The organism is Sphingobacteriales bacterium, assembly GCA_016711285.1.
Classification (GTDB): Bacteria; Bacteroidota; Bacteroidia; order Chitinophagales; family UBA2359; genus JADJTG01.
Window position 1 is genome coordinate 405,608 of record JADJTG010000013.1, and the last position, 24,483, is coordinate 430,090.

Here is a 24,483-nt window from a genome sequence, read left to right on the forward strand (position 1 = left end):
AAAAGAGAAAAAACAGTGTAAAGTATTAGTAGAATTATCCTTTTTATCATTGCCTTTGAACCTTACAACTTTAATTTAATATATTTTTGTTTTTAGCGTTGCGTAGCTTTTTTTATCATGTATATAAAATGCCTTAATTTATGGGTTTGGAAAAAAATACAAACTCGAGGTTTAAAATTTATTTTGCCCTCGTACTGACCTATATAGTAATTAGCACAATTGTGCGTATTTCTCTTTATTTTTTGAGTATTGGCGAATTGGATTTTTCTGTTTTTGAATTGCTCAAAATGTTTGGCATTGGTTTTTTATATGATAGCTTTGTAGCAATGTGTTTTGGGGCGGTTCTTTTACTTTATTTGCTTTTGTTTCCCAAAAAATGGATAGGTACTCAAATAGACAAAATATTTATTTTATTTATTTTGTGTATTACGCTGTTTGTTGTTTTGTTTTCTTCTTTTGCCGAATTTCCTTTTTGGGAGGAGTTTAAAACAAGGTTCAATTTTATAGCGGTGGATTATTTGATTTATACTTACGAAGTCATTGAAAATATCAATCAGTCGTATCCTATTCCCTGGCTCATTACCGCACTTATTTTGTGTATTGGTGCTATTTTATGGATATTCAATAAGCAGCATGTTTTTAAAGCAACTTTTACGTCAAAAACTCCTTTTTTTAAAAGACTCGGACTTGCAATTCCTTTTTTTGCCCTTTCTTTTATTTTGGGCTTTTTTTTAGATAATAAAGCTGCCGACTGGAGCAATAATATATTTGAAAATGAAATCAGTAAAAACGGGGTTTTTTCGTTTTTTGCCGCTTTTAGGTCTAATGAGTTGGATTATGATTTGTTTTATCCCACTTTGGATTTAAAAAAAGCATACAGCATCATTAAGCAGGAACTCTTGCAGGAAAATGAAAGCTATGTAGATGATGCAACATTTGATAATATAACACGCAAAATAACAGGTACGGATTCATTGCAGATATTTCCCAACATTATCCTCGTTACCATTGAAAGTTTTAGTGCCGATTTTCTTCGCGCTTTTGGCAATGAAAAAAATATCACACCTAATTTTGATAGCTTTATAAATGAAGGCGTATTTTTTTCCAATATGTACGCCACCGGAACCAGAACCGTAAGAGGTATGGAGGCTTTGGCTTTGAGTGTTCCGCCAACACCCGGAAACAGTATCGTAAGGCGACTTCACAACGACAATATATTTTCGATAGCGAATGTGCTAAAGGAAAAACAATACGAAATCAAGTTTATTTATGGAGGAGATGGATATTTTGATAATATGAATAATTTTTTTGGCGGACAGGGTTTTGATATTGTTGATAGAAACAGAGGAAATCCTTTGTCTGATGATATAAAAACTCAACGCTATAATATCAACGACAATGAAGTTTCTTTTGAAAATGCCTGGGGTATTTGTGATGAGGATATTTATAACCAATCTTTGAAGTATGCTGATATAGATGCCAAATCAAATAAACGTTTTTTTCAGTTTATTATGACTACTTCGAATCACAGACCTTATACTTTTCCTGATAATAAAATTGATTTGCCGCAGGGTGATAGAGAAAGTGCCGTAAAATATACCGATTATGCTCTTGGCCAATTTATTGAGAAAGCAAAAAAGAAACCCTGGTTTGATAATACCATTTTTGTAATTGTGGCAGACCATTGCGCAAGCAGTGCCGGAAAATGGGAAATCAACATTGAAAAACACCATATTCCGGCATTAATTCTCAACGCACACAAAAACTTAAAGGTTGATAAACTTTGTTCGCAAATTGATTTGATGCCAAGTGTTTTTTCATTGATGAACTGGAGCTATGAAACACAATTTTATGGGAATAATATTTTTAAAATGAAAAATACTGACGAAAGAGCACTCATCGGAAATTACAGAACGCTCGGTATGCTAAAAGATACCACTTTTGTTGAAGTGAACGACAGAAAAGAAATTAAAACTTATCTGTGGAATACAGATTTAAAAAGCATGACTTTATCAAATACTAAAAATAATTTTTTGGAGGAAAAAACCATAGCTTATTACCAAACAGCGAGCGAAAGATATAAAAATGGTAAAATGAAAAACTTAAAATAAGTTGATTGTTTTTTTTATACCAAAAACGCCAGCAATTGCAGCGTATAGCCCATTGCATATCCGGCATATACCTCCTGCGAAGTGTGTGCATTGAGCAACAAACGCGCCGTACCTGCCAAACCCGCCAACAATATCGCCGCCATCAGAAAAACATCTATGTTGTACAGCGAAAAACGCACCGAATACAAAACCGCCGCCACCAAACAACCCGCACCAATACCGTGCAAACTGATTTTGAAACGCATCACATTGGCAAAATATGCCCCCAACAACGAAAAAGCCGCACCGAGCATCAAATCCTGCAAAGGCTCTTGCATTTCAAAACGTTTGAAATTGAAATAAGCCGAAAACATCAATATCATCAATATCAGCAGAGGGAGCAGCCTTTGTTTGCGCTCTTCCATTGCAATGTCTTTGATAAAATTCAATTTTTGGAGTAAAAACAAAGCCGCCGCCGGAAAAATCAGTGTGTCGCGCACAAAACTGAACAATACCGTAGCTCCCTGCGGCGAGCGCAACGGATGAAAATAATAGGGGTTGCTCCATAAATAATACACCGCCGCAAGCGTACACATCCATATCGGGTGCAATACCACCGACACCGCTTGTGCAAAAAATCGTATAACAGATGATGACGACATAAATAGTTGAAAAATACTTTTACCCACACACAGGCTGGGCAAAGTTTTTGCTGTAAAAATGCGAAGATACAATTTTGATGAATGTTTCAGTATTGATAATATGCCGGAATTAGTATATTTTTGATGTGTCAATTTTTATGACTGCACCTTATGAAAAATTATTTTTTGATGATAGCAATGTACTGTTGTTATTATTGTAGCAATGTAAATAGCCTTCAAGCACAGGATTTTCAAACATTGTTGGGCTTTGAAAACTCCATAGAAAGCCCCGCGAATATGATAGAAACTCCCGATGGAAATTTATTGCTCGTGGCTACCCAGAGTGCCAACGGCGATGATAATGCTTTTGTGGCAAAAATTGATGCACAGGGCAATTTGCTGTGGCAAAATAAATACGGCAGCCCCACCGCCTCCGAAAAAATGAGCGATACGCCGCCCATTGAATTTACCCCTGACGGTTATCTTATCACGGCGCGGCGCAATACTGCCACTTTTTGGCGTTTTCTTATCAGTCCGCAGGGCGTATTGCTCAACGAAAGCACGCAGCCCGTACCGCTTTTTGGCGCAAAACCCGCCGAAGGAGGCGGCTATTTTATGGCGGAAAATGTCGGCGGGCACGGCTGGTTGAGCCGTTTTGATGAGCAGGGCGTTTTTCATTGGAAAATACAAATACAAAATTTTTCGCAGTTCAGCGATTTTCGCCCTACAGTGGACGGCGGCTGCCTCATTATCGGTGAGGAGCAGGCGGGCAACTGGATAAAAAAAGCATGGAAATACAATGCTCACGCCCAAAAAGAATGGGAATTGGAAATACCGCCACCGCCCGTAAATTTGGGAAACTTAAATGTAGCCCAGCAAAGTATTCATTTGATAGGAAATGCTTTTATACAAGTATGCAACTCTGTAAATTACGGCGGTCCTTCTGTTGCGGGTATTTCTTATACCAAAATTATCTATAACTACGAAGGCAAAGCAATACGAAGTTCTGTCAGCGATATTTCACAAGGTGCGCTTGCTTCCTATACCTCTTTTTTTTATACCTCCCGCAAATCTCCTTTTTTATACGAACTCCAATCCGGCAATATTGCCAATAATATCAATGGTGGTATTTGCGGGGCTATACTGAATAAATACAACAAAGACGGCAAAAAAATATGCGAATATAATTTGCCCACTCCCACCTATTTGGCTCCGGGTTGTATTGTGCCGGGCAGTGTGCTGCCCTATTCCAATTTGGCAACGGCGGGTGGCTTGATTATCGGCTACGACACCCCCCATTTTTTTGCTCAAATAGAAGGAGATATTAAATTAAATCTGTACAAAAACTGCTCTTTTGAGCAAGAGGAAAAAAATAACCTGACCGTTGAAAATACAGGAGCTGCTGTTTATGCCGGAAAAAATACGCTTTTTCTTGAAGGCTGGGGGGCGGCTTGCGCTTTGCAACCTACTTTTACCTACGACCCCGCCAACCAAACTTTTTATATTCAGTTTGATAATTTGTATTTGAATGATGATGAAAATATCCACTGTGGGTATGATTTTTATCGGAAAGTAATTGATTTGGGCGCATTGCCAGCCGGAAAATACAGCGTTAAAATCAACAGCAACGAAGTACAATGGAAAGATGAAGCTCTAAAAAATTTCCATTTTGTAGTAGGTGTAGAGCCGCCTTTTGTGTCGCCGCAACAGGTGTATTTGTGCAATGGCGGCACTTTGAGCGATGCTTTTCTGGCGCAGGGCAGCAATATCCGATGGTATGATGCCAACCAGAATTTATTGGTACAAGGCAGTGGGTTTGTACCCGACCAAGCCGGTTATTATTATTGCACCCAAAGTATTAATGATATTGAAAGTAATTCTGTCCAAGTAGAAGTGTTGGATAAAAGCATCAAAGGCTATGAGCGCAACTATCTCACTTTGGATTATCAGGGCAGCAGTTTATTTGATTTTTGGCGAAATAATGCGCTGGATCTACTTACTTTGAGCAGTGACGACAGCCTTATCATACAGATTGGGAATACTTATCCGCTGCATTTGCAACAAAGCACCTCTTTTCCTGCCGCCGAAGCAGAAAGTGTTTATACTTTATCGCTCCACTCCGGCTACGGCTGCGAAATAACTGAACAGTTTGCTACCAAAGCCCAAGTTCCCGAAATACCCGACTATAATTATTGCAATAATAACCCACCTGCTCTTTATAGTGCAGGCGGCAATATTCGTTGGTATCGCGCTGCCGACTCTGCCTTATTGCATAGCGGTAATTCTTTTGTGCCTGATATATCCGAAAAAACTCAATTTTTTGTCACCAATACCGTCAATGGTGTGGATAGCGAGCCGGAGTATTTCACTATTTATTACCCCATACCTTTTATTTTAGAACAATACTTCAGCCATCAAGTACAAATTATCACGAATAGTGATTACGAATATAATTTTAGTATCAATGGTGAGGCTGTTCCTTTTAATAATGGTTTTTATGATTCCTACCACAATAATGCTCTCCTGATTGTGAAAGTGAATCCTTTGGGTATGCCTGATTGTGTGTTGGAAGAAACAATACCATTGATAGGCACTGTTGGCGATACTACGATATATGTGTGTCAAAATACTGATAGTGTTTTTATTCATTTAAACACAACAGATACGGTGTATTGGTACAACGAAGCAGGCGAATACTTGACAATGAATGAAATAATAATAGATATGAGCGATAATATAGATGTGCCTCCCAACCAAAGTCTTGTTAGGTTGCGGGCTGCCAAAGTATTCAATGGCAAAGTTGGTTTCAAATCAACTGTTGATATAAGGAGTTCGGGTATCAAAGATGTGGAATTGGAGTATGATATGCCTTTTTTAACACTCAATAATCCCGAATCGCAGCAGATAATTTGGGCAAAATTTAAAGGAGACCCCCTCAGCCCGCAGCCTGATGGCTCTTTTGTTATTGAAGAAAATGGTTTGTTTGAGGCATTGGTGGCTTTAAAAAACGATAATTATAATTTGGATTGCGGGACATCTTTTGTATCAAAATATATTTTAATGCCCCCTGTTTTTGAAGAAAATATATATGAGATTTGTGATGAGGATACGCTTGTATTGTCGCCTCAAAACAGCATCAATACGCATTGGTATGATGCACAGGATAATTTGCTGGCGGTTGGCAATACATTTGCTGCCGCTTTGCCGCCCGATGCAGCAATGACCACCATAAAAGCAGTGAACGAATATGCAGGTACACAGAGCAACGCCGCTTTTATTACATTAAAATCTGTATTTAATGCCCTTTCTGAGCATTTAAAATATGATGCTGACGCTTATACCAAAATTTCGCCTGCTGTGTTGCAATTCAACGATTTACCCGCCGCTTACACATATACGGTGTTTTTGCCTTCGGGCGATACGCTGTCGCTCAATGAAAATCAGCAAGTAACTTTAAATTATAATTTCCCCATTCAGCTCATAGCTACTGACGAGGAAATATCTTGCACAAAGAGTTTTTATATCGTGCCGCCACCTTTTGTTGAGTACACCTGCGGCAGTGCCGAACGCTACGCTTATGGTGAACATATTCGCTGGTACAAAAAGGGTGCTTGCGATAATTATATATTGGTACAAGAAGGTAATTATTTCTCTTTGCCCGAAAATACGCTGTATTATGTGAGCCAGACTTTAAATGGTGCGGAGGAGAGTCATTTAATGCCTGTTGTCGGCGGAATGGCAGGCGGTGGCGATACCATTGAATATACCATGGGTGCAAATGGCAATCAAATTGAAATTCTAAATGCAAACGCAACCGCCGAATATACGATTTTGTTCAACGGCAACCCTGTTGAGAACGGCAGTGTGCTACCCACCAACGGCGATGTGGATATTTATGCGGTGTATCCTTTCAGCACTTGCCCTTCGGATAGTGCGAGTTTTTATTTTTATTACACGCCGCCGCCTGCTCTCATCGCCGCCCATTATAATTTTTGCGTCAATGAAGATGCCCTTATCACCGCCAATGGCACCGACCTGCGCTGGTATGCCGATGCTGCCCTCACCGAGTTGCTTGCCGAAGGTGATGTTTTTACGCCAACTGCCGAAGGTACTTATTACGTTGTACAAAGCATCTACGGCACACGCAGCGAAGCGGCAATTTTTACGGTCAATTTTTATTTGCCTTTTAATTTCAACTGTATTGAAATACCCACTCCTATCAGCCCCCAGAATGTTGATATAAATATCACGAATGTGTATCATTTTGGCAGTAAAGACAGTAGTAGTGCAAATGCCGTGAAAGGAAGCGGTAAAACGACTCCGTTTTATATCATCAATACCACCGGCTCCATACCCAATACTCCGCAATTAAAAGTGCGCCCCGTTCCGGCTGCCGACTATTTATTCGTTGAATATACCGACTTATCTGCTGCAACAGGTACTTTGCTGCTACGCAATGCCGCCGGACAGATTGTGCGCAGCATAAAGGGTTATAGTAGCGGCACTGCCGTAGAGGTATCTGCATTGCCGCACGGCGTGTATGCGGCGGAGTTTTTCAGCGATAAAGGACAATGGAGTGTCGCTAAATGGGTGAAATGAATAATTTTTATTATTATTTCTTTGTGAGCATCATTTTTTTAAATATTGTTGATAATATTTTAAGGGCTACATATATGTTTTTTTAAGATAAAGGTATTGCGATTTGTAGCAAATTATTTACTTTTGGGGAATCTTTCTAACTATGAGCACCTGATTGATTACATTTTAAAAATCCATATCTTTAATTTGTATTAGACTTTTATAATATATCCTACTACCTTAAAAACTCTTATTTGTATATGGAAATCAGCCTCATTTGCGGCACTATCAACAGAAGTAGTGAGCTAATTCCATTGTTGCGTTCTTTACAGCAACAAATTAATGCCCCTGCGTTTGAACTGATTCTTGTGGATCAAAATTCAGATGACCGTGTTGAAAAAATATTGAACGCTTATGCCGGTACGCTCACGGTTCGGCATATCAAAACGAAGCAACGCGGGCTGGTGACAAGTCGTAATTTGGGGATTCATCAGGCTCGCGGCAAAATTATCGCCTTTCCCGATGATGATTGCTACTATGCACCCGATACCTTAGCAACGGCAACCGCACAATGTAAAGATATTTTGGGTATCGGATACTATAATAGCTGCCCGCCTCATACTTTATATTTTCGCAGTACGCAACCGCATTACCTCAAAAAAAATGAAGTATTTTCTTTGTGTTGCTCGATTTCTATTTTTATTAATTCCGCTTTACTGAAAGATATAGGTCTTTTGGATACCAACTTAGATTATGGCAATCCGGCTACTCCATACGGTGCTATGGAAGATTATGAAATTGTATTGCGTGCTATGCAAAAAAACTACTCTGTTTATTATAATCCTCACATACAGGTATTTCATCAAATCAATCAGGGGGCTTACTCTGAGCATCGTATGCTGTGTAGCGGCTTTTGTTATTATTATCTGCTGAAAAAATACTTTCCTGCTTATAAACTATGGAGTTTATACTTTAAGGAATGTATTATTATTGTTATACACACATTATTGCGTCGCAAAGTGTCCTTGCGCTGGCATCAAAATTTTATGCGCGGAATTAGAATAGGCGCACAACAAAATTGATATTTTGATTATTTGCTTTTTTTAAAAAAATCTATCGTAGCATCGGCGGCACGCTGCATATCGGGCGGCAAAGTGGGAGTATTCCAAGGGTGGCGTGCTCCGAATACATGGTCGGCTTTCTCAATTTCAAATAGCTGCGCCTGCGGTGCTTGTGCCACAATAGCCTGTGCCGCCTCCATTGGCACTACCACATCGGCAGTGCCGTGCACTACCAACACCGGAATTTGCAAATGCTGCACCCGCTCCAGAATATCAAAACGGCGGCGGTTGGCTAATAGGTTTTCAACAATTTGATAATGTAGGGGTAGCAGTTGTCCCGTGCGCGAATTTTGTACATAAATAATTTCCTGCTCCCGCCAATACGCCAACTCTTCGGGGGTATAGTTGCCACTGTGCGAAGCCACCGCCGCCCATGTTGCCACTTTGCGCACACGGCTGTCTTCGGCGGCTTTGAGCAACACATCGCCGCCACCCCGACTGTGCCCCAGCAAATAAATACGGTCGAGGTCTATTTCGCTCACCGAAATGCCGATGTTTTCATTTACCAACCAATCTATAATTTTACCCAAATCATCTAATTCATAAGTGAAATTATTGTGTGCAAAAGCGTCCAAATCGCTCAGTTCCTGCCAATTGCCCGCCACAATACCATTGTGCGAAAAATTAAATTTCAGCATCGCAAAACCCGCCTGTGCAAAATATTGCGACAGCAAATCCCAAGTACCCCAATCTTTAAAACCCTTAAATCCGTGGCAAAATATGATTATCGGCTTGGGCTGATTGTTGAGTTTTAGATGCCAATCGGCGTGCATGCTGCGGCTGCCACTGCCTTTTATTTCTAAATGTTGCAAACTGTGAATAGTTTCCATAGCTACGCAAGGTGTGTTTTTTTTATTTGTAAATATACACCAAAACCTCTGGATATAGTGTGTTTTCGTTTTTGAGCAGATAAAATATTTATACTACCTTTGCGATTGCAAAACCGATGATGTCGCTCGAAGCCATACAAAAACCCATTGAACGCGAATTGCATATCTTTGAAGAAAAGTTCAAAGAAGCAGTGCGCAGCCGTGTGGCTTTGTTGGATAAGGTGATGTATTATATTGTGCAGCGCAAAGGCAAGCAGATGCGACCGATGTTTGTGATGTTTGCCGCAAAACTCAACGGAAATGACGGCATCACCGAAGCCACCTATCGTGGGGCAGCACTGATAGAGTTGTTGCACACCGCCACCCTCGTACACGATGATGTAGTAGATGATGCCGAAGAACGGCGCGGCTTTTTTTCGGTCAATGCGCTGTGGAAAAATAAAATTGCTGTATTGGTGGGCGATTATTTGCTCTCAAAGGGCTTGTTGTTGTCGGTGGATAATGGTGATTTTCGCCTGCTCCAGATTGCTTCTACTGCCGTGCGCGAAATGAGCGAGGGCGAACTGCTCCAAATGGAAAAATCCCGCCTCCTCAACCTCAACGAAAATGATTATTACGACATCATTCGCCGCAAAACAGCTTCCCTCATTGTGGCAGCCTGCGGCATCGGCTACGCTTCGGGGGGCGGCAGCGGATTTTTGGCAACACAACTTACCCAATTTGCCGAATATGCCGGTATCGCTTTTCAGATGAAAGATGACCTCTTTGACTACGGCAACGAAAAAATAGGCAAACCCACCGGCATTGACATTCGAGAAAAAAAACTCACCCTGCCCCTTATTTATACCCTCAGCCAAGCCAGCAACTCCCTGCGCAAGCGGCTTTTGTATTTGATAAAAAATAAAAATAACGACACCGCCGCCGTACAAGAAGTTATCAACGCCGTATGGAAAAGCGGCGGTATTGAATATGCCCAACAAGCCATGGAGCAGTATCGCCACAAAGCCTTAGAAGCCCTACACCATTTTCCCGCCTCCGAAGGCAGAAACGGTTTGGAACAATTGATGGATTATACCATCAACCGCACCAAATAAAAAGTTTGTTTTTTATCCCTTGATTTGCCGCCTCAACACATAAATTACCGAACTCGCCCGCTCAGTGTGCAGGCTGCCCTGTAGCCAACTCCAAAAACCCGTAATACCTCCGCGCAACCAGCCAAAACCGGAACGGCGGTATTTTTCGCTCAATAATGCCACATAAAAAGGGTCGAAGGGCAACTGCCGTTTTTCGGCTATTTCAAAACCGTGCCGCTTTGCCAAAATTTCCATGCTTTTCGGGCTGAAATGATACAAATGGCGCGGCACGTCCCACGCTGCCCAATGTACCCAATAATGGCGGGCATCGTAGCTTTGGTGGTTGGGCACGGCAATAATGAGTGTGCCTTGCGGTGCGAGCAGTTGCCCGAACTGCTGCCAGTAGGCATCTAAATCGTGGACGTGCTCCAGCACATGCCATAGCGTAATGGCATCAAAGTGCTGCGCACCGCTCCCTTGCACCGCCGACAAAGTATCTGCTACCTGCAATCCGAACCGCTCCCGTGCAAAATGCCGCGCTCCTTCGCTCACCTCCACTCCCTGCACCTGCCAGCCTTTTTGTTGCAGGGTATTCAAAAAGTAGCCCGTGCCGCAGCCGATGTCCAAGAGCCGTTTTTGCGATGCACCCTGCCATTGCTCTAATAGGCGGCTTTTGCTCTGCAACATACGCGCCCGCACCCGATGGTATATTTGAGACATCATACCTTTGCGCGTGTCGGAGTGCGAAATATAATTGTCGGAGGCATAATACTTGCCGATGTCGGAGGCTGCGGGTGCGCGTTGTGTATATTCGCCCGCGCACTGCATACAACGCCACACCTCAAACGACTCGCCACTCACAGAGTAGTCGGTGGCGGTGAAATGATACTGAATATCTTTGTGCAAACAAAAAGGGCAAATGCTGCGGCTGATGCTGTTGTAGGTCATATATTTTTTTATATACGAGAGGCTGGCAAGTTGAAAAAAAAACACCTTGAGCCGCAAAGTTCCGAAAAAATACGGTAAATGAAAAACAACTTATTTGCTTCCCTCCGTTCTATTTTTTTGTTGCCCACCACTTTGACAAAGTTTATTTTACAGACTCACATAACTTTAAAAATACTGTTTCAAAGTATTTACTGTATTAACTTTGCAGCGTTTTTGATAAAATTATTTTCAATAAAAAAACATGGATAATACCATAGAGATATTTGTAATCGACCGCGAAGGCACAAAACATACCCTCGAAGCTCCCACAGATATGGGTATGAACTTAATGGAGTTGTGCAAAGCATACGAGTTGCCAGTTAAAGGCACTTGCGGAGGTATGGCATTGTGTGCCTCGTGCCAAGTATATGTACTGAGCGACCACGAACTCAGCGAAGCCACCGATGATGAGTTATTGATGCTCGACCAAGCATTTTATGTACAAAAAAACAGCCGTTTAGGTTGCCAAATTCATTTAAACGATAACATCAACGGACTTACCGTACAACTTGCTCCCGAAAGCGAAGTATAAGGATTTTTAAGACACACTTTGCGCTATCCACCAAGCGAGGGCAGTGGATAATACACAAAAAACAGTACTCACCATAACATACACCGCCGCCGTGCCCCAGCGACCCTGTTGCAGCATTTGAAACACCTCAAAGCTGTAAGCGGAAAAGGTACTGAAACCGCCACAAAAACCAACGGCTACCCACAAGCGAAGCAAATAGGGTACGCCGCCGTCTGCTTTTGCCCAATATCCCAAAAAAAAGCCCATTATCAGCGAAGCCAATATATTGGAAGCCAGAGTGCCGAGCGGAAATACCAAATAAGGCGATAAGGACTTACTCACCCAAAAACGGCAGAGCGTACCTAAGCCGCCGCCTACAAATAAAGCGACATAATAAGTATTCATCATAAACGGGAAGAATGATGTGGGTGCTTGATACGATAAAACCATTGCATTATGCCAAAAACAAGCGCGAAATAAGCAAAAACCGTCCAGCAAAAAGCCCCTTTGCAGGCTTGTGTGCTGTGCAGAAAATAAGTGCCTGCTGCGGAAATTGCCGACAATGCAACAAATATCCACGCCACCTGATTATCTTTCAGCCCCGACAATGCCAAGCGATGCGTAGTGTGGTCGCGCCCGCCCACAAAAGGCGACTGCCCACGAGCCAACCGCCGCCCTGTTACAGTGAGGGTATCCACCAAACAAGGCGTAAACAACAACAAAGGCAAACACAACACCTGCCAATATACCAAGCCATCAGAGGGCAAAGGAGCTACATTCCACAACAAAGCAATAGAAGCGGCACCCAAAAAAGCCCCCAGAAACTGACTGCCGCTATCGCCCATATATACTTTGGAGGGGTGCCAGTTGTAATACAAAAATCCCAACAAACCGCCTGCTACTGCCACCAACAATGCCTGCCACGATGCGTCATTGCTGCACCCGCATAAAGCAAGGGCGGCAAACAGCGCAATAGTACCCGCAATGCCGTCCATGTTGTCAATCATATTAATGGAGTTCATCAAAGCAACGACCCAAAAAATGGTAGCCATATAATTGAGCCAAGGGAGTGTAGAAAAACCGATGATATTTCCACTGAAATAAATAAGATGAGCACAGAGCAATTGCCCGCCAAACTTAGCCGCCGCGCTGATATTGCGATTATCATCTATCAATCCCAACAAATAACCGAAAAAAGTGGCAGCAACAAGCCCCCACTGTACCCCTGTAAGCGAGCCTTTAAATAAAAACACATATGCCACCAATCCTACTGCCAAAGCAGTTGCAAACACAGTGCCGCCCACCAAAGGCTTTGCCTGCGCCGACCAGCGCACCTCCTGCGCATTTTTGGAAAGTTGTTGTTGCAGCAATCCGCTTTGTATGCCACGCAACACACGATTGATTAATATCAACGCTATGATAATATTTATCAGCAGCAGCCCTATGTTCAGAACAGTAAAAATTTGCACACTTATCAACATCATTTTTTTTTAAAACAATGCACAAAGGTAGCAGAATTGAAATAAGTAACAAAAAACAAGGTGAGGGGGATAAAAAATAGCTATTAAGTTGCCGAAATTGCCTCTGTAATTTCCTGCATTTGCAATAAATGCCGCTTGTTGTGTTCAATGAGCAAATGCAACCAATCCAGCATGGTGAGTTCGCCCATATAAGGGTGCGGAGCGGTAGCCGTTCCAAACGGCAAACCCTGCGGCGTGTTCAAAGCCTCGCTGAGTTGTTGGCGTTGGGCGATAATTTTTTGGAGCAGCGTATTCCAGTCGCCGCGTGTGCCCTTGGGTTGTACAAAATCGGGAGCTTCCCAGTAGCGATTGCGGTTTTGCATTGCTTTCTGCATTTTTTCGTAGGGCACGGTTTCGGCGAAGCGGTCGTTTGCGCCCTCGTTGCCCTGCCCCAAAAGAAAGAGCAGCCGCACAATTCCCTTTTCCACCGCATACACATGCTCCACACACTCGGCAAGCGACCAGCGTTCCGGCGTAGGTTTTATATCCACAATCGCCACATCTATTGCTTTGGCAGCAGTTTCAAATGCAGCAGTGTTGTTATCTAATTGTGTTTTGAGTTCGGAGCGAAAATCTGTATTCATCATCAGACAAAAATACTAAAAACAAGGGAGAATAAACAAAAGTAGCAATGTTTTGATACAATAAAGAATATGATTTTTATTGTATCAAAAAAAAGTGCTCAATCACTCACTTGGGTGGTAATACTGTAAAGTATAAGACAATAAATTCATTTTTCATTTCTTTTATCCCTAACTTTGCCACTCAAAAAAAACAAGCATTTTGCAATGATAGATAAATTAGAGGCGATTTTAATACGCTACGAAGATGTGCGTTTGCAATTATCCGACCCCGCTATTATGAGCGACATCAAACGCTACACACAACTCAGCCGCGAGTTTAAAGAATTGGAAGAAATCGCCAAAGTAACACAAGTGTATAAACAACTGCTGGGCAGCATTGAAGAAAGCGAAGAAATTTTGGCAAATGAAAGCGATGCCGAACTGCGCGATTTTGCAAGAGCCGAATTAGAAGAGGCGCAAGGCAAATTGCCGGAGATAGAAGAACAGGTCAAAAATCTTTTAATACCCAAAGACCCCGAAGACAACAAAAACGCCATTTTGGAAATTCGCGCCGGTACGGGCGGCGATGAAGCGGCGATTTTTGCGGGCGATTTGTTTCGTATGTACAAACGCTACATAGAAAACAAAGGCTGGAATATGGAAATATTGTCGGAGAATGAGAGCAGTTCGGGCGGATTTAAAGAAATTTCGTTAGAAATCAGCGGCGAGCAGGTATATGGCGAATTGAAATACGAATCGGGTGTACACCGCGTGCAGCGCGTACCCGAAACCGAAGCCAAAGGGCGCGTACATACATCGGCAGCCACCGTTGCCGTATTGCCCGAAGCCGATGAAGTAGATGTACAAATCAATCCTGCCGACCTGCGAGTAGATACCTACCGCGCCAGCGGAGCAGGCGGACAGCACGTTAATAAAACAGAATCCGCTATCCGCATCACACACGTACCCACAGGCCTGGTTGCCGAAAGCCAGCAAAGCCGCAATCAGCACAAAAACCGCGAAATAGCGATGAAGATGCTCTTTACGCGCCTGTACGAAATGGAATACACCAAACACATGAACGAAATTGCCGCCCGCCGCAAAACCTTGGTTTCCACAGGCGACCGTTCTGCTAAAATACGCACCTACAATTTTCCGCAGGGGCGCATCACCGACCACCGCATTGATTTGACCCTCTATAAATTAGAAGCCATTATCAACGGCGATTTGCAGGAAATTATTGATGCGCTCAAATTGGTAGAAAATGCCGAAAAACTAAAAGAAGGCAGCAATTAATTGTTTTTTTTGGAAGGGATAATGTATTTCGGCAGGCTCAATGCACCTATTCTGCACCAAACACAATTATTAGAGGTTTGAAAATTCGTTTTTTTTATAACAAAAAACAAACTCAACCGCCGATAAATGATAACTTAGCGAGCTTATTTTTGTTGTTATTTTATAAATTTTAATGCACTCATCATCTTTTTTTCTGAACAACAGAAAAAAACATTTTCATTTTTTATCGTGACCTACCAACGCTATACCATCACGGCAGCACTGCCTTACGCCAACGGCGGCGTACACATCGGGCATCTTGCCGGAGCTTATATTCCTGCCGATATTTATGTGCGTTATCTGCGCCGCCGCTACGGAAAAGAGAAGGTACTCTTTGTGTGTGGCTCTGACGAACACGGTGTTCCTATTACGTTGCGTGCTCAAAAAGAAGGTATCACCCCGCAGGAGTTGGTGGATAAATACCACCATATTATGGGCAGCAGTTTTGCTCAATTCGGTATTGATTTTGATATTTATCATCGCACCTCCGACCCTTTGCATCACGAAACAGCAGCGCATTTTTTTAAAAAAATGTATGATGCGGGCGTGTTGCCGGAAAAAGAAAGCGAACAATATTATGATACCGAACAGGGGCGTTTTCTTGCCGACCGCTACATTATAGGCACTTGCCCGCGCTGTGCCAACGAAAATGCCTACGGCGACCAGTGCGAAAAATGCGGCTCTACCCTTTCGCCGCAAGACCTTATCCGTCCGCGCTCGGCGTTGAGTGGCTCGGCATTGACATTGCGCCCCACTACGCATTGGTATTTGCCATTGGACAGCTACCAGCAGTCGTGGCTCAATGCTTGGATATTGGAGGGCGAAGGGCGCAGCGAGGCGTGGAAAAATTCGGTGATGGGGCAATGTCGCTCGTGGTTGGAGCAGGGTTTGCAGCCGCGTGCCGTCACGCGCGATTTGGAGTGGGGCGTGGCTTTGCCCATTCCGCACACCGAGGGCAAGGTGCTGTATGTATGGTTCGATGCGCCCATCGGCTACATATCGGCGAGCAAGGCGTGGGCGGCACAGCAAGCGGGGCGCGACTGGCGACCCTTTTGGCAAAGCAGCGACAGCAAGTTGGTGCATTTTATCGGCAAAGACAATATCGTATTTCACTGCATTATTTTTCCGGCAATGCTGCGCCAGATGCAGGATTTGGGCGAGCCTTATATATTGCCTGTAAATATACCAGCCAATGAGTTTTTGAATTTGGAAGGTGAAAAAATATCAACCAGCCGCAACCACGCTGTTTGGTTAGATGAATATTTGCAGGATTTTCCGCAGCAGCAAGATGCTTTGCGCTATGCCCTCACGAGTATTATTCCCGAAAGCAAAGACAGCGACTTTACTTGGGCAGATTTTCAGTTGAAGGTAAACAGCGAGTTGGTAGCGATTTTGGGCAATTTTGTGAATCGGGTGTTGGTGCTGACGCACAAATTTTTGGAAGGAAAAACGCCTTCGGCAAAAGAAATAGAAGACAACAGCGAATTAAGAACCAAAATTCTCGCTGCTTACAGGAGTAATTTTGAAGAGAGTAATAAAAATATATGCAATATGATAGCGGGCTTGGAGAATTATCGTTTTCGTGAGGCGCAAGCCGAAATGATGAATTTGGCACGGGGCGGCAATAAGTTTTTGGCAGATTGCGAACCTTGGAAAATCTACAAAAGCGACCCCGAAGCCTGCGCTGCCGTATTGAGCTATGCGCTGGAGCTTACCGCTAATATTGCGGTGGCTTGCGAGCCGTTTTTGCCCAACACAGCGCGGCGTATTTTGGAGCAGCTTCGCCTTGATATTTCAGAAGCCTGTCGGCAGCAATTTTGGGAGCAGGGTGTTTTGCAAAATATTTTACCCGAATTTCATACGCTCAACAGCCCCGAATTGTTGTTCAGAAACATTGAAGATGAAGAAATAAAGGTACAGACCGACCGATTGGCGGCGAGAAAAGCCGAGCGCGTGGCGGCGGCTCCGGCGGCTGTGGTGTATGCGCCGCTCAAAGAAAGCATCGCTTATGATGATTTTGCGAAATTAGACCTTCGTACTGCTACGATTGTGGCGGCAGAGCGCATTCCGAAGGCGGATAAATTGCTGAAACTGACATTGAATGTGGGTTTTGAGGAGCGCACGGTGTTGAGTGGCATTGCGGAGCATTTTGAACCCGAAGCGATTATCGGGCGGCAGGTGTTGTTGTTGGCAAATTTAGCTCCCCGCACGATGCGCGGTGTGGTATCCAACGGAATGATTTTGATGGCAGAAGATGCCGAAGGCAAACTGCATTTTGTAGCCCCGCCTGTTGCTATCAACAACGGCGCGACTATTTCGTAAGGAACAGAATTTTATATTTTAACACACCCACACTTTCAAAAAAGTGTCGGTCTGTTTTTTTATTGGGGAAGGAGATGATGATTATTTTTTCTTTTTGAACATACGCAGCATACGGTCAGTAACCCAATAGCCGCCTACTACATTAATAGCGGCAAATACCACCGACACCAAGCCCAACCATTTGCTGAGGTGGTGCAAATCGCCGAAATTGGAAGCGAGGATAGCCCCTACGAGGGTGATGCCGGAGATGGCGTTGGAGCCGGACATCAGAGGAGTGTGCAAAGTGGGGGGTACTTTGGCGATGAGTTCGAAGCCCACATAGCTGGCGAGTACGAGGATATAGATGAGTACCAATAAAGTTTGAGTATCCATACGGCAGGTGCGCAATAGAATTTTGTTGTGCAGGTAAATATAATACTTTTTTTTATGATTGCACAAAAACGGCGGAAAGGGGCAAATTTATTGAAGTATTTGGAGCTGAAGGGCGAGGGGATTTGATTTGCCTTGAATGACTTTGACGGCACTTTGGGCATTTTGGTATCCGGGTGCGGAGATGAGCAGGGTGTAATTGCCGTGAGGGACGGGTTTGATGTGTGCGATGCCGCCGGCTCCGGTGGTGGCATTGATGTTGAGTTCTGCAATGCTAATGGTGGCGTTGGGGACGGGGAGGAGGGTTTGGTTGTTTTTGAGTTCTATTTTGATGCCGGTGGTGGTTCGGGTGGGGTCGATGATGATGCGGAGTTGGCGGTAGGTGAGTAGGAAATCGGGGTTGGTATTTTTGAATTGGAGGGATATTTTGTCGAGTTGGTTTTTGAGGAGGTCGTCGGTTTCTTTGAGGAGGTTTTTGATATTGATGCGGAAGGTGCTTCGGTTGCCGATGGCGTTTCGGACGAGGGGTGTGGCATTGGTGTAGTTGTTCATGGCGTTTTGGAGGGTGGTGAGTGCGGCGGCGTTGAGGGCATAGTCGGCGAGGTTGGGTAGGTTGGCTTGTGCTTGGTTGTAGATGACTTGGCAGGTGGGTACGAGGAGGTCGTCTTTGATGCGGAGGAGGTCGGAGACGGAGAAGTTCATTTTTTGGCGGAGGGTGTTGTTGTTGGTTTGGTGGGCGTAGGCATATACGGCGGCGGCGATTTCGGCGGTGCGGGTGCAGAGTATTTCTTTGGCGGCGGTTTTATCTTGTGCGATGCCGCCGATTTGGGCGGATTCTTTGGAGGCGTTGCTTTGGATAGCGGCGATTTTGGTTTTGAGGGTGTTGAGGGCATTGGAGAATGCAGGCACCGTGGCAATGAGGGCGGCGTTTTTGTCGCAGTATTGAGTGAGGGCGCGATACATGTTGAGTTTGGATTCTTGACGTGCGTTCATGGTGTGGTGTTTTTTTTGTTTTAGTGAAAAAATATTTTTTGCTACTTTTATTGTTGTTGGTGTAGCATCGGCACAATAACGCAACGAGTATGAAAAATATTGTGGGAATGATAAAAATTATTTTTGTAAGATGTTTTTGCGGACTTGTAACGTGGCTTTGCAGGTGTGTAAGCTGACATTGTTTTAGTGTAACGTGGCTTTGCGAGGGTGTAACTATGCTTTGCGAGGGTGTAACGTGGCTTTGCAGGTGTGTAAGCTGACATTGTTTCAGTGCAACCTGACATTGTTTCAGTGTAAGGGGGCTTTGCGAGGGTGTAACTATGCTTTGCGAGGGTGTAACGTGGCTTTGTAAGGTGTGTAAGCTGACATTGTTTCAGTGCAACCTGACATTGTTTCAGTGTGACGTGGCTTTGCGAGGGTGTAACTATGCTTTGCGAGGGTGTAACGTGGCTTTGTAAGGTGTGTAAGCTGACATTGTTTCAGTGCAACCTGACATTGTTTCAGTGTAAGGGGGCTTTGCGAGGGTGTAACTCGGTTTTTTTCGTTTTTTTACCTCTTTTTTGCTCCGAAAGGGGGAATTTTGGAGGGTACTATTTTTTTGGGTTTTGTAAAAAAAAATAGTACTATTTTTTTTGCTGTGTAAAGAAAGGAGTTATATTTGCAATATCACTTTTTAAAATAAAAATATATCCTATGAGAAACAACAGTATGGTTTGCGCCATTTTTGCTCATAGCGGTAAGTTTTTGGTTTGTCCGTAATTTTGTCATTATATTTTCTTTCCAAAAATTCTTATGAAATACTTTATATTTTACATCACTATGCTGTTGAGTTGCTCCTCTTTGCTCCAAGCGCAAGAAGACGATTATATACCGATGTTGCAAGATGGTAATGTGTGGACTATATCAAGTTCCCAAGGAGGCATAATAGCAGGCACGACTAATAAATATACCACGGTAAAAATAGCCGGAGATAGCCTTATCAATGGTAAGGTGTATAAAAAACTAGTGGATTCTACCTATTTAAATACATATAATTATGAGACTGGTATGTATGATACAATTAGTTACCCTTTCAAGTTATTAGTTTTATTGAGAGAAGAAAATAAACAGGTTATTGGTTATAATAACGCTACTGCTACAGAGGGTGTTGTCTACGATTTTAATATTCAGGTGGGCGATTATATTCCTAAGGATATGTATGCTTATTCAAGGGTTCAAAGCAGTGGCGATACTATTTTGGCAGATGGTTTGTCGCACCGCTATTTTGAAATTGTAGATACCTGCACTTTTATGTGGTGTGGTAGTACGTGTTCCCCTTACTTACTGATAGAAGGGGTGGGTACAAATGAGGGATTTTATGCTCCTGCTAATTGTGTCTATTTTGAGCAAGTCTCAAGTTCATGGCTAAATTGCCTCAATCGCAATGGCAATGCCATTTATGGGTGTGGTGTTCCGGACGACACATTGAGCGTTCCGGTACTTGCGTTGCCGCCGCAGAGGGTGAGTGTATCGCCAAATCCGGCGGTGGAGTGGGTGGAGTTTCGTGCGGCGATGCCTTTGGAGTGGCGTATTTACGATGTGAGGGGTGTGTTGCGCTATCGGAGTGGTGGGGCGCAAAGTTATTTGCCTCTTTCTTTACAAGGCTGGCAGTCGGGCGTTTATTATTATCAAGCCACAGACGGCAGGGGGCAGTATAGCGGTAAGTTTTTGGTTTGTCCGTAATTTTGTCATTATATTTTCTTTCCAAAAATTCTTATGAAATACCTTTTATTTTACATAACTATGCTGTTGAGTTGCTCCTTGCTCCAAGCGCAAGAAGACGATTATATACCGATGTTGCAAGATGGAAATGTGTGGGAAGTACGTCATAAAAATATGGATATATCCGGAAACACTTATTATTATATCACCATAAAGATAGCCGGAGATAGCCTTATCAATGGTAAGGTGTATAAAAAATTAATGGATTCTTTGTATTCAGAGATACATAGTGGTGGTATAAATGACACAATTAGTTATCCTTTTGAACTCTTTTCTTTATTAAGAGAAGAGAACCAGCAGGTTATTGGTTATAATAACACTACTGCTACAGAGGGTGTTTGGTACGATTTTAATATTCAGGTGGGCGATTATATTCATAAGGATATGTATGCTTATTCGAGGGTTCAAAGCAGTGGCGATACTATTTTGGCAGATGGTTTATCGCATCGCTATTTTGAAATAGTGGATACCTCCACTATTGAGTGGTCGGGTATTAGTTGCAATCCTTATTTACAGATAGAAGGGGTGGGTACGGATGAAGGGTTTTATGCTCCTGCTTCCTGTTATTATTTTGAAACATCATCGTCCGCCATATTGCTTTGTCTGAGTCGCAACGACAGCACCATTTATGGAAATTGCAGCACACCGGACGACACATTGAGCGTTCCGGTGCTTGCGTTGCCGCCTCAGACGGTGAGTATATCACCAAATCCGGCGGTGGAGTGGGTAGAGTTTCGGGCGGCGATGCCTTTGGAGTGGAGTATTTATGATGTGAGGGGGGTGCTGCGCTATCGGAGTGGTGGGGCGCAAAGTTATTTGCCTCTTTCTTTACAAGGCTGGCAGTCGGGCGTTTATTATTATCAAGCCACAGACGGCAAGGAGCAGTATAGCGGTAAGTTTTTGGTTTGTCCGTAATTTTGTCATTATATTTTCTTTCCAAAAATTCTTATGAAACACTTTATATTTTACATCACTATGCTGTTGAGTTGCTCTTTGCTCCAAGCCCAGGAAGACGATTATATACCGATGTTGCAAGATGGTAATGTGTGGAAGATATGGCAACATTCCGGAGGAGTATTTTCTGGTGATAAAAACCGATACATCACAGTAAAAATAGCCGGAGATAGCCTTATCAATGGTAAGGCTTATAAAAAACTAGTGGATTCTACCTATTTAAATACATATAATTATGAGACTGGTATGTATGATACAATTAGTTACCCTTTCAGCTTTTACTCCTTATTAAGAGAGGAAAACCAACAGGTAATTCGTTATGATACCGCTACTACTATGGAACACATTGTACACAATTTTAATATTCAGGTAGGCGATTATTTATTTAATTTAAAAGTTGAAAGCAGTGGCGATACTATTTTGGCAGATGGTTTGTCACATCGCTATTTTGAAATGGTAGATACCTCCACTATTGAATGGTTTGGTAGGAGTTGTGTTCCCTATTTATTGATAGAGGGAGTAGGTACAAATGAAGGAATTTACTCGCCAGCTTCCTGTACTTATTTTGAAATATCATCAACTTCATGGCTAAATTGCCTCAGTCGCAATGGCAATGCCATTTATGGGTGTGGTGTTCCGGACGACACATTGAGCGTTCCGGTGCTTGTGTTGCCGCCTCAGAGGGTGAGTGTATCGCCAAATCCGGCGGTGGAGTGGGTGGAGTTTCGGGCGGCGATGCCTTTGGAGTGGAGTATTTACGATGTGAGAGGGGTGCTACGCTATCGGAGTGGTGGGGCGCAAAGCTATTTGCCTCTTTCTTTACAAGGCTGGCAGTCGGGCGTTTATTATTATCAAGCCACAGACGGCAAGGAGCAGTATAGCGGTAAATTTTTGGTTTGTCCGTAATTTTGTCATTATATTTTCTTTCCAAAAATTCTTATGAAACACTTTATATTTTACATCACTATGCTGTTGAGTTGCTCTTTGCTCCAAGCCCAAGCAGACGATTATATACCGATGTTGCAAGATGGAAATGTGTGGGAAGTACGTCATAAAAATATGGATATATCCGGAAACACTTATTATTATATCACCATAAAGATAGCCGGAGATAGCCTTATCAATGGTAAGGTGTATAAAAATTAATGGATTCTTTGTATTCAGAGATACATAGTGGTGGTATAAATGACACAATTAGTTATCCTTTTGAACTCTTTTCTTTATTAAGAGAAGAGAACCAGCAGGTTATTGGCTATAACAGCACTACTGCTACAGAGGGTGTTTGGTACGATTTTAATATTCAGGTGGGCGATTATGTTCCTAAGGATATGTATTCTTATTCGCGGGTTCAAAGCAGTGGCGATACTATTTTGGCAGATGGTTTATCGCACCGCTATTTTGAAATAGTGGATACCTCCACTATTGAGTGGTCGGGTATTAGTTGCAATCCTTATTTACAGATAGAAGGGGTGGGTACGGATGAAGGGTTTTATGCTCCTGCTTCCTGTTATTATTTTGAAACATCATCGTCCGCCATATTGCTTTGTCTGAGTCGCAACGACAGCACCATTTATGGAAATTGCAGCACACCGGACGACACATTGAGCGTTCCGGTGCTTGCGTTGCCGCCTCAGACGGTGAGTGTATCGCCAAATCCGGCGGGGGAGTGGGTGGAGTTGCGTGCGGCGATGCCCTTGGAGTGGAGTATTTACGATGTGAGGGGGGTGCTACGCTATCGGAGTGGTGGGGCGCAAAGTTATTTGCCTCTTTCTTTACAAGGCTGGCAGGCGGGCGTTTATTATTATCAAGCCACAGACGGCAAGGAGCAGTATAATGGTAAGTTTTTAGTTTGTCCGTAATTTTGTCATTATATTTTCTTTCCAAAAATTCTTATGAAACACTTTATATTTTATATCACTATGCTGTTGAGTTGCTCTTTGCTCCAAGCGCAAGCAGACGATTATATACCGATGTTGCAAGCGGGTAATGTGTGGAAGGAATGGCAGTTGAATGTAAACGGTCCCGGGCAAAGTTGGAATAATTATATTACAAAAAAGATAGACGGCGACAGCCTTATAAACGGAAAAATGTATAGAAAAATTATTGATTCAATGTATGCCTTTGATAATTTATTTGGCGATACAATTGTTCAACCTTTTAAATTGAGATCTTTGTTGCGTGAGGAAAATAGGCAAGTTATTCGGTATAATACCTCTAATGAAACAGAATACATTTTGTATGATTTTAATTTGCAAACAGGGGATTCTATCTCTTCTAATTCTAAAATAATAAATAGTGGTGACACGATTTTGGCAGATGGTTTATCCCATAAGTATTATGAGATAGATACTTTTAGTTTGGGGGATCTTTATTGCAATTCTTATATACAGATAGAGGGAGTAGGCTCAAATCAAGGGCTGGGGGTAATTATGTGTAGTTCGTTTGAAAATTATAATTCAGGCTACTTAGTATGTTTCAGTCGCAACGACAGCACCATTTATGGAAATTGTAGCACACCGGACGACACATTGAGCGTTCCGGTGCTTGCGTTGCCGCCTCAGACGGTGAGTGTATCGCCGAATCCGGCGGGTCAGTGGGTAGAGTTGCGTGCGGCGATGCCTTTGGAGTGGCGTATTTACGATGTGAGGGGGGTGCTGCGCTATCGGAGTGGTGGGGCGCAAAGTTATTTGTCTCTTTCTTTACAAGGCTGGCAGGCGGGCGTTTATTATTATCAAGCCACAGACGGCAAGGAGCAGTATAGTGGTAAGTTTTTAGTTGGTCCGTAAATAAAATTCTGTAAAAAAAAGACCGTATCTCAGATACGGTCTTTTTTTT

21 protein-coding genes are annotated in these 24,483 nt (G+C 43.0%); 13 read left to right on the forward strand and 8 right to left on the reverse strand.

Annotated elements, in window-relative coordinates; all coding sequences use genetic code 11:
* The first annotated feature begins 140 nt into the window (after nucleotides 1–140).
* Nucleotides 141–2,111, forward strand: a complete 1,971-nt coding sequence (locus IPL35_11185) for a sulfatase-like hydrolase/transferase (protein ID MBK8443928.1) — start codon at nucleotides 141–143, stop codon at nucleotides 2,109–2,111.
* A gap of 14 nt (nucleotides 2,112–2,125) precedes the next feature.
* Here IPL35_11185 and IPL35_11190 read toward each other — a convergent pair whose 3' ends face one another.
* Complete coding sequence (locus IPL35_11190; GenBank protein MBK8443929.1) at nucleotides 2,126–2,794, reverse strand: hypothetical protein; 669 nt, start codon at nucleotides 2,792–2,794, stop codon at nucleotides 2,126–2,128.
* 108 nt (nucleotides 2,795–2,902) lie between these two features.
* Between IPL35_11190 and IPL35_11195 the strand changes: the two genes are divergently transcribed.
* Together IPL35_11195 and IPL35_11200 are read left to right on the forward strand one after the other, a co-directional pair.
* The gene (locus tag IPL35_11195; protein MBK8443930.1) at nucleotides 2,903–7,330 is read left to right on the forward strand and encodes a hypothetical protein; all 4,428 of its coding nucleotides are present in this window, start codon (nucleotides 2,903–2,905) and stop codon (nucleotides 7,328–7,330) included.
* Nucleotides 7,331–7,569: 239 nt separating this feature from the next.
* Nucleotides 7,570–8,391: a glycosyltransferase family 2 protein gene (locus IPL35_11200; GenBank protein MBK8443931.1), complete on the forward strand. Its 822-nt coding sequence runs from the start codon at nucleotides 7,570–7,572 to the stop codon at nucleotides 8,389–8,391.
* 8 nt (nucleotides 8,392–8,399) lie between these two features.
* Here IPL35_11200 and IPL35_11205 read toward each other — a convergent pair whose 3' ends face one another.
* Nucleotides 8,400–9,260, reverse strand: a complete 861-nt coding sequence (locus IPL35_11205; protein ID MBK8443932.1) for an alpha/beta hydrolase — start codon at nucleotides 9,258–9,260, stop codon at nucleotides 8,400–8,402.
* Nucleotides 9,261–9,379: 119 nt separating this feature from the next.
* On the opposite strand from IPL35_11205, the gene IPL35_11210 reads away from it, so the two are divergent.
* Nucleotides 9,380–10,354, forward strand: coding sequence for a polyprenyl synthetase family protein (locus IPL35_11210; GenBank protein ID MBK8443933.1), 975 nt, complete (start codon nucleotides 9,380–9,382; stop codon nucleotides 10,352–10,354).
* 12 nt (nucleotides 10,355–10,366) lie between these two features.
* Here IPL35_11210 and IPL35_11215 read toward each other — a convergent pair whose 3' ends face one another.
* Complete coding sequence (locus IPL35_11215; protein MBK8443934.1) at nucleotides 10,367–11,281, reverse strand: class I SAM-dependent methyltransferase; 915 nt, start codon at nucleotides 11,279–11,281, stop codon at nucleotides 10,367–10,369.
* Between the two features lie 241 nt (nucleotides 11,282–11,522).
* On the opposite strand from IPL35_11215, the gene IPL35_11220 reads away from it, so the two are divergent.
* The gene (locus IPL35_11220; GenBank protein MBK8443935.1) at nucleotides 11,523–11,852 is read left to right on the forward strand and encodes a 2Fe-2S iron-sulfur cluster binding domain-containing protein; all 330 of its coding nucleotides are present in this window, start codon (nucleotides 11,523–11,525) and stop codon (nucleotides 11,850–11,852) included.
* Nucleotides 11,853–11,858: 6 nt separating this feature from the next.
* On the opposite strand, the gene crcB is transcribed toward IPL35_11220, so the two are convergent.
* The 3 genes from crcB to IPL35_11235 form a co-directional block, all read right to left on the reverse strand.
* Entirely contained in the window at nucleotides 11,859–12,239 is a 381-nt protein-coding gene (gene crcB / locus IPL35_11225) for a fluoride efflux transporter CrcB (GenBank protein MBK8443936.1), read from the reverse strand.
* A complete protein-coding gene (locus tag IPL35_11230; GenBank protein MBK8443937.1) occupies nucleotides 12,236–13,315 on the reverse strand; it encodes an undecaprenyl/decaprenyl-phosphate alpha-N-acetylglucosaminyl 1-phosphate transferase in 1,080 nt (359 codons plus the stop codon). Before IPL35_11230 ends, crcB begins: the two co-directional genes overlap by 4 nt.
* Before the next feature lie 80 nt (nucleotides 13,316–13,395).
* Nucleotides 13,396–13,938: a DinB family protein gene (locus tag IPL35_11235; GenBank protein ID MBK8443938.1), complete on the reverse strand. Its 543-nt coding sequence runs from the start codon at nucleotides 13,936–13,938 to the stop codon at nucleotides 13,396–13,398.
* Between the two features lie 201 nt (nucleotides 13,939–14,139).
* Here IPL35_11235 and prfA point away from each other — a divergent pair, with 201 nt between their 5' ends.
* Nucleotides 14,140–15,210, forward strand: coding sequence for a peptide chain release factor 1 (gene prfA, locus IPL35_11240; protein MBK8443939.1), 1,071 nt, complete (start codon nucleotides 14,140–14,142; stop codon nucleotides 15,208–15,210).
* Nucleotides 15,211–15,438: 228 nt separating this feature from the next.
* Nucleotides 15,439–17,571 (forward strand): methionine--tRNA ligase, encoded by a 2,133-nt coding sequence (metG, locus tag IPL35_11245; protein MBK8443940.1) that lies wholly within the window; start codon nucleotides 15,439–15,441, stop codon nucleotides 17,569–17,571.
* A gap of 81 nt (nucleotides 17,572–17,652) precedes the next feature.
* Here the strand turns inward: metG and IPL35_11250 are convergent, their stop codons facing one another.
* Both IPL35_11250 and IPL35_11255 read right to left on the reverse strand, forming a co-directional pair.
* A complete protein-coding gene (locus IPL35_11250; GenBank protein ID MBK8443941.1) occupies nucleotides 17,653–17,943 on the reverse strand; it encodes an NAD(P) transhydrogenase subunit alpha in 291 nt (96 codons plus the stop codon).
* Nucleotides 17,944–18,030: 87 nt separating this feature from the next.
* Entirely contained in the window at nucleotides 18,031–18,933 is a 903-nt protein-coding gene (locus tag IPL35_11255) for a carboxypeptidase regulatory-like domain-containing protein (protein ID MBK8443942.1), read from the reverse strand.
* Nucleotides 18,934–19,725: 792 nt separating this feature from the next.
* Between IPL35_11255 and IPL35_11260 the strand changes: the two genes are divergently transcribed.
* From IPL35_11260 to IPL35_11285, 6 genes are read left to right on the forward strand one after another with little or no spacing between them, the layout of a single operon-like run.
* Complete coding sequence (locus IPL35_11260) at nucleotides 19,726–20,655, forward strand: T9SS type A sorting domain-containing protein (GenBank protein MBK8443943.1); 930 nt, start codon at nucleotides 19,726–19,728, stop codon at nucleotides 20,653–20,655.
* A gap of 33 nt (nucleotides 20,656–20,688) precedes the next feature.
* Nucleotides 20,689–21,609, forward strand: coding sequence for a T9SS type A sorting domain-containing protein (locus IPL35_11265; protein MBK8443944.1), 921 nt, complete (start codon nucleotides 20,689–20,691; stop codon nucleotides 21,607–21,609).
* Nucleotides 21,610–21,642: 33 nt separating this feature from the next.
* Nucleotides 21,643–22,554: a T9SS type A sorting domain-containing protein gene (locus IPL35_11270; GenBank protein MBK8443945.1), complete on the forward strand. Its 912-nt coding sequence runs from the start codon at nucleotides 21,643–21,645 to the stop codon at nucleotides 22,552–22,554.
* A 33-nt stretch (nucleotides 22,555–22,587) separates the two neighbouring features.
* A complete protein-coding gene (locus tag IPL35_11275; protein MBK8443946.1) occupies nucleotides 22,588–22,794 on the forward strand; it encodes a hypothetical protein in 207 nt (68 codons plus the stop codon).
* The gene (locus IPL35_11280; protein ID MBK8443947.1) at nucleotides 22,794–23,507 is read left to right on the forward strand and encodes a T9SS type A sorting domain-containing protein; all 714 of its coding nucleotides are present in this window, start codon (nucleotides 22,794–22,796) and stop codon (nucleotides 23,505–23,507) included. Before IPL35_11275 ends, IPL35_11280 begins: the two co-directional genes overlap by 1 nt.
* 33 nt (nucleotides 23,508–23,540) lie before the next feature.
* Nucleotides 23,541–24,434, forward strand: a complete 894-nt coding sequence (locus IPL35_11285) for a T9SS type A sorting domain-containing protein (GenBank protein MBK8443948.1) — start codon at nucleotides 23,541–23,543, stop codon at nucleotides 24,432–24,434.
* Nucleotides 24,435–24,483 lie beyond the last annotated feature (49 nt).

What these genes read in the sequence shown, in the direction of transcription:
- IPL35_11195 (MBK8443930.1), top strand. Translation starts at nt 2,903, where the DNA reads ATGAAAAATTATTTTTTGATGATAGCAATGTACTGTTGTTATTATTGT.
- IPL35_11250 (MBK8443941.1), bottom strand. Translation starts at nt 17,943, where the DNA reads ATGGATACTCAAACTTTATTGGTACTCATCTATATCCTCGTACTCGCC.
- IPL35_11200 (MBK8443931.1), top strand. Translation starts at nt 7,570, where the DNA reads ATGGAAATCAGCCTCATTTGCGGCACTATCAACAGAAGTAGTGAGCTA.
- prfA (MBK8443939.1), top strand. Translation starts at nt 14,140, where the DNA reads ATGATAGATAAATTAGAGGCGATTTTAATACGCTACGAAGATGTGCGT.
- IPL35_11220 (MBK8443935.1), top strand. Translation starts at nt 11,523, where the DNA reads ATGGATAATACCATAGAGATATTTGTAATCGACCGCGAAGGCACAAAA.
- IPL35_11265 (MBK8443944.1), top strand. Translation starts at nt 20,689, where the DNA reads ATGAAATACCTTTTATTTTACATAACTATGCTGTTGAGTTGCTCCTTG.
- IPL35_11185 (MBK8443928.1), top strand. Translation starts at nt 141, where the DNA reads ATGGGTTTGGAAAAAAATACAAACTCGAGGTTTAAAATTTATTTTGCC.
- IPL35_11280 (MBK8443947.1), top strand. Translation starts at nt 22,794, where the DNA reads ATGGATTCTTTGTATTCAGAGATACATAGTGGTGGTATAAATGACACA.
- IPL35_11230 (MBK8443937.1), bottom strand. Translation starts at nt 13,315, where the DNA reads ATGATGTTGATAAGTGTGCAAATTTTTACTGTTCTGAACATAGGGCTG.
- IPL35_11205 (MBK8443932.1), bottom strand. Translation starts at nt 9,260, where the DNA reads ATGGAAACTATTCACAGTTTGCAACATTTAGAAATAAAAGGCAGTGGC.
- IPL35_11255 (MBK8443942.1), bottom strand. Translation starts at nt 18,933, where the DNA reads ATGAACGCACGTCAAGAATCCAAACTCAACATGTATCGCGCCCTCACT.
- IPL35_11285 (MBK8443948.1), top strand. Translation starts at nt 23,541, where the DNA reads ATGAAACACTTTATATTTTATATCACTATGCTGTTGAGTTGCTCTTTG.
- IPL35_11260 (MBK8443943.1), top strand. Translation starts at nt 19,726, where the DNA reads ATGAAATACTTTATATTTTACATCACTATGCTGTTGAGTTGCTCCTCT.
- IPL35_11210 (MBK8443933.1), top strand. Translation starts at nt 9,380, where the DNA reads ATGTCGCTCGAAGCCATACAAAAACCCATTGAACGCGAATTGCATATC.
- IPL35_11275 (MBK8443946.1), top strand. Translation starts at nt 22,588, where the DNA reads ATGAAACACTTTATATTTTACATCACTATGCTGTTGAGTTGCTCTTTG.
- crcB (MBK8443936.1), bottom strand. Translation starts at nt 12,239, where the DNA reads ATGATGAATACTTATTATGTCGCTTTATTTGTAGGCGGCGGCTTAGGT.
- IPL35_11215 (MBK8443934.1), bottom strand. Translation starts at nt 11,281, where the DNA reads ATGACCTACAACAGCATCAGCCGCAGCATTTGCCCTTTTTGTTTGCAC.
- IPL35_11235 (MBK8443938.1), bottom strand. Translation starts at nt 13,938, where the DNA reads ATGATGAATACAGATTTTCGCTCCGAACTCAAAACACAATTAGATAAC.
- IPL35_11270 (MBK8443945.1), top strand. Translation starts at nt 21,643, where the DNA reads ATGAAACACTTTATATTTTACATCACTATGCTGTTGAGTTGCTCTTTG.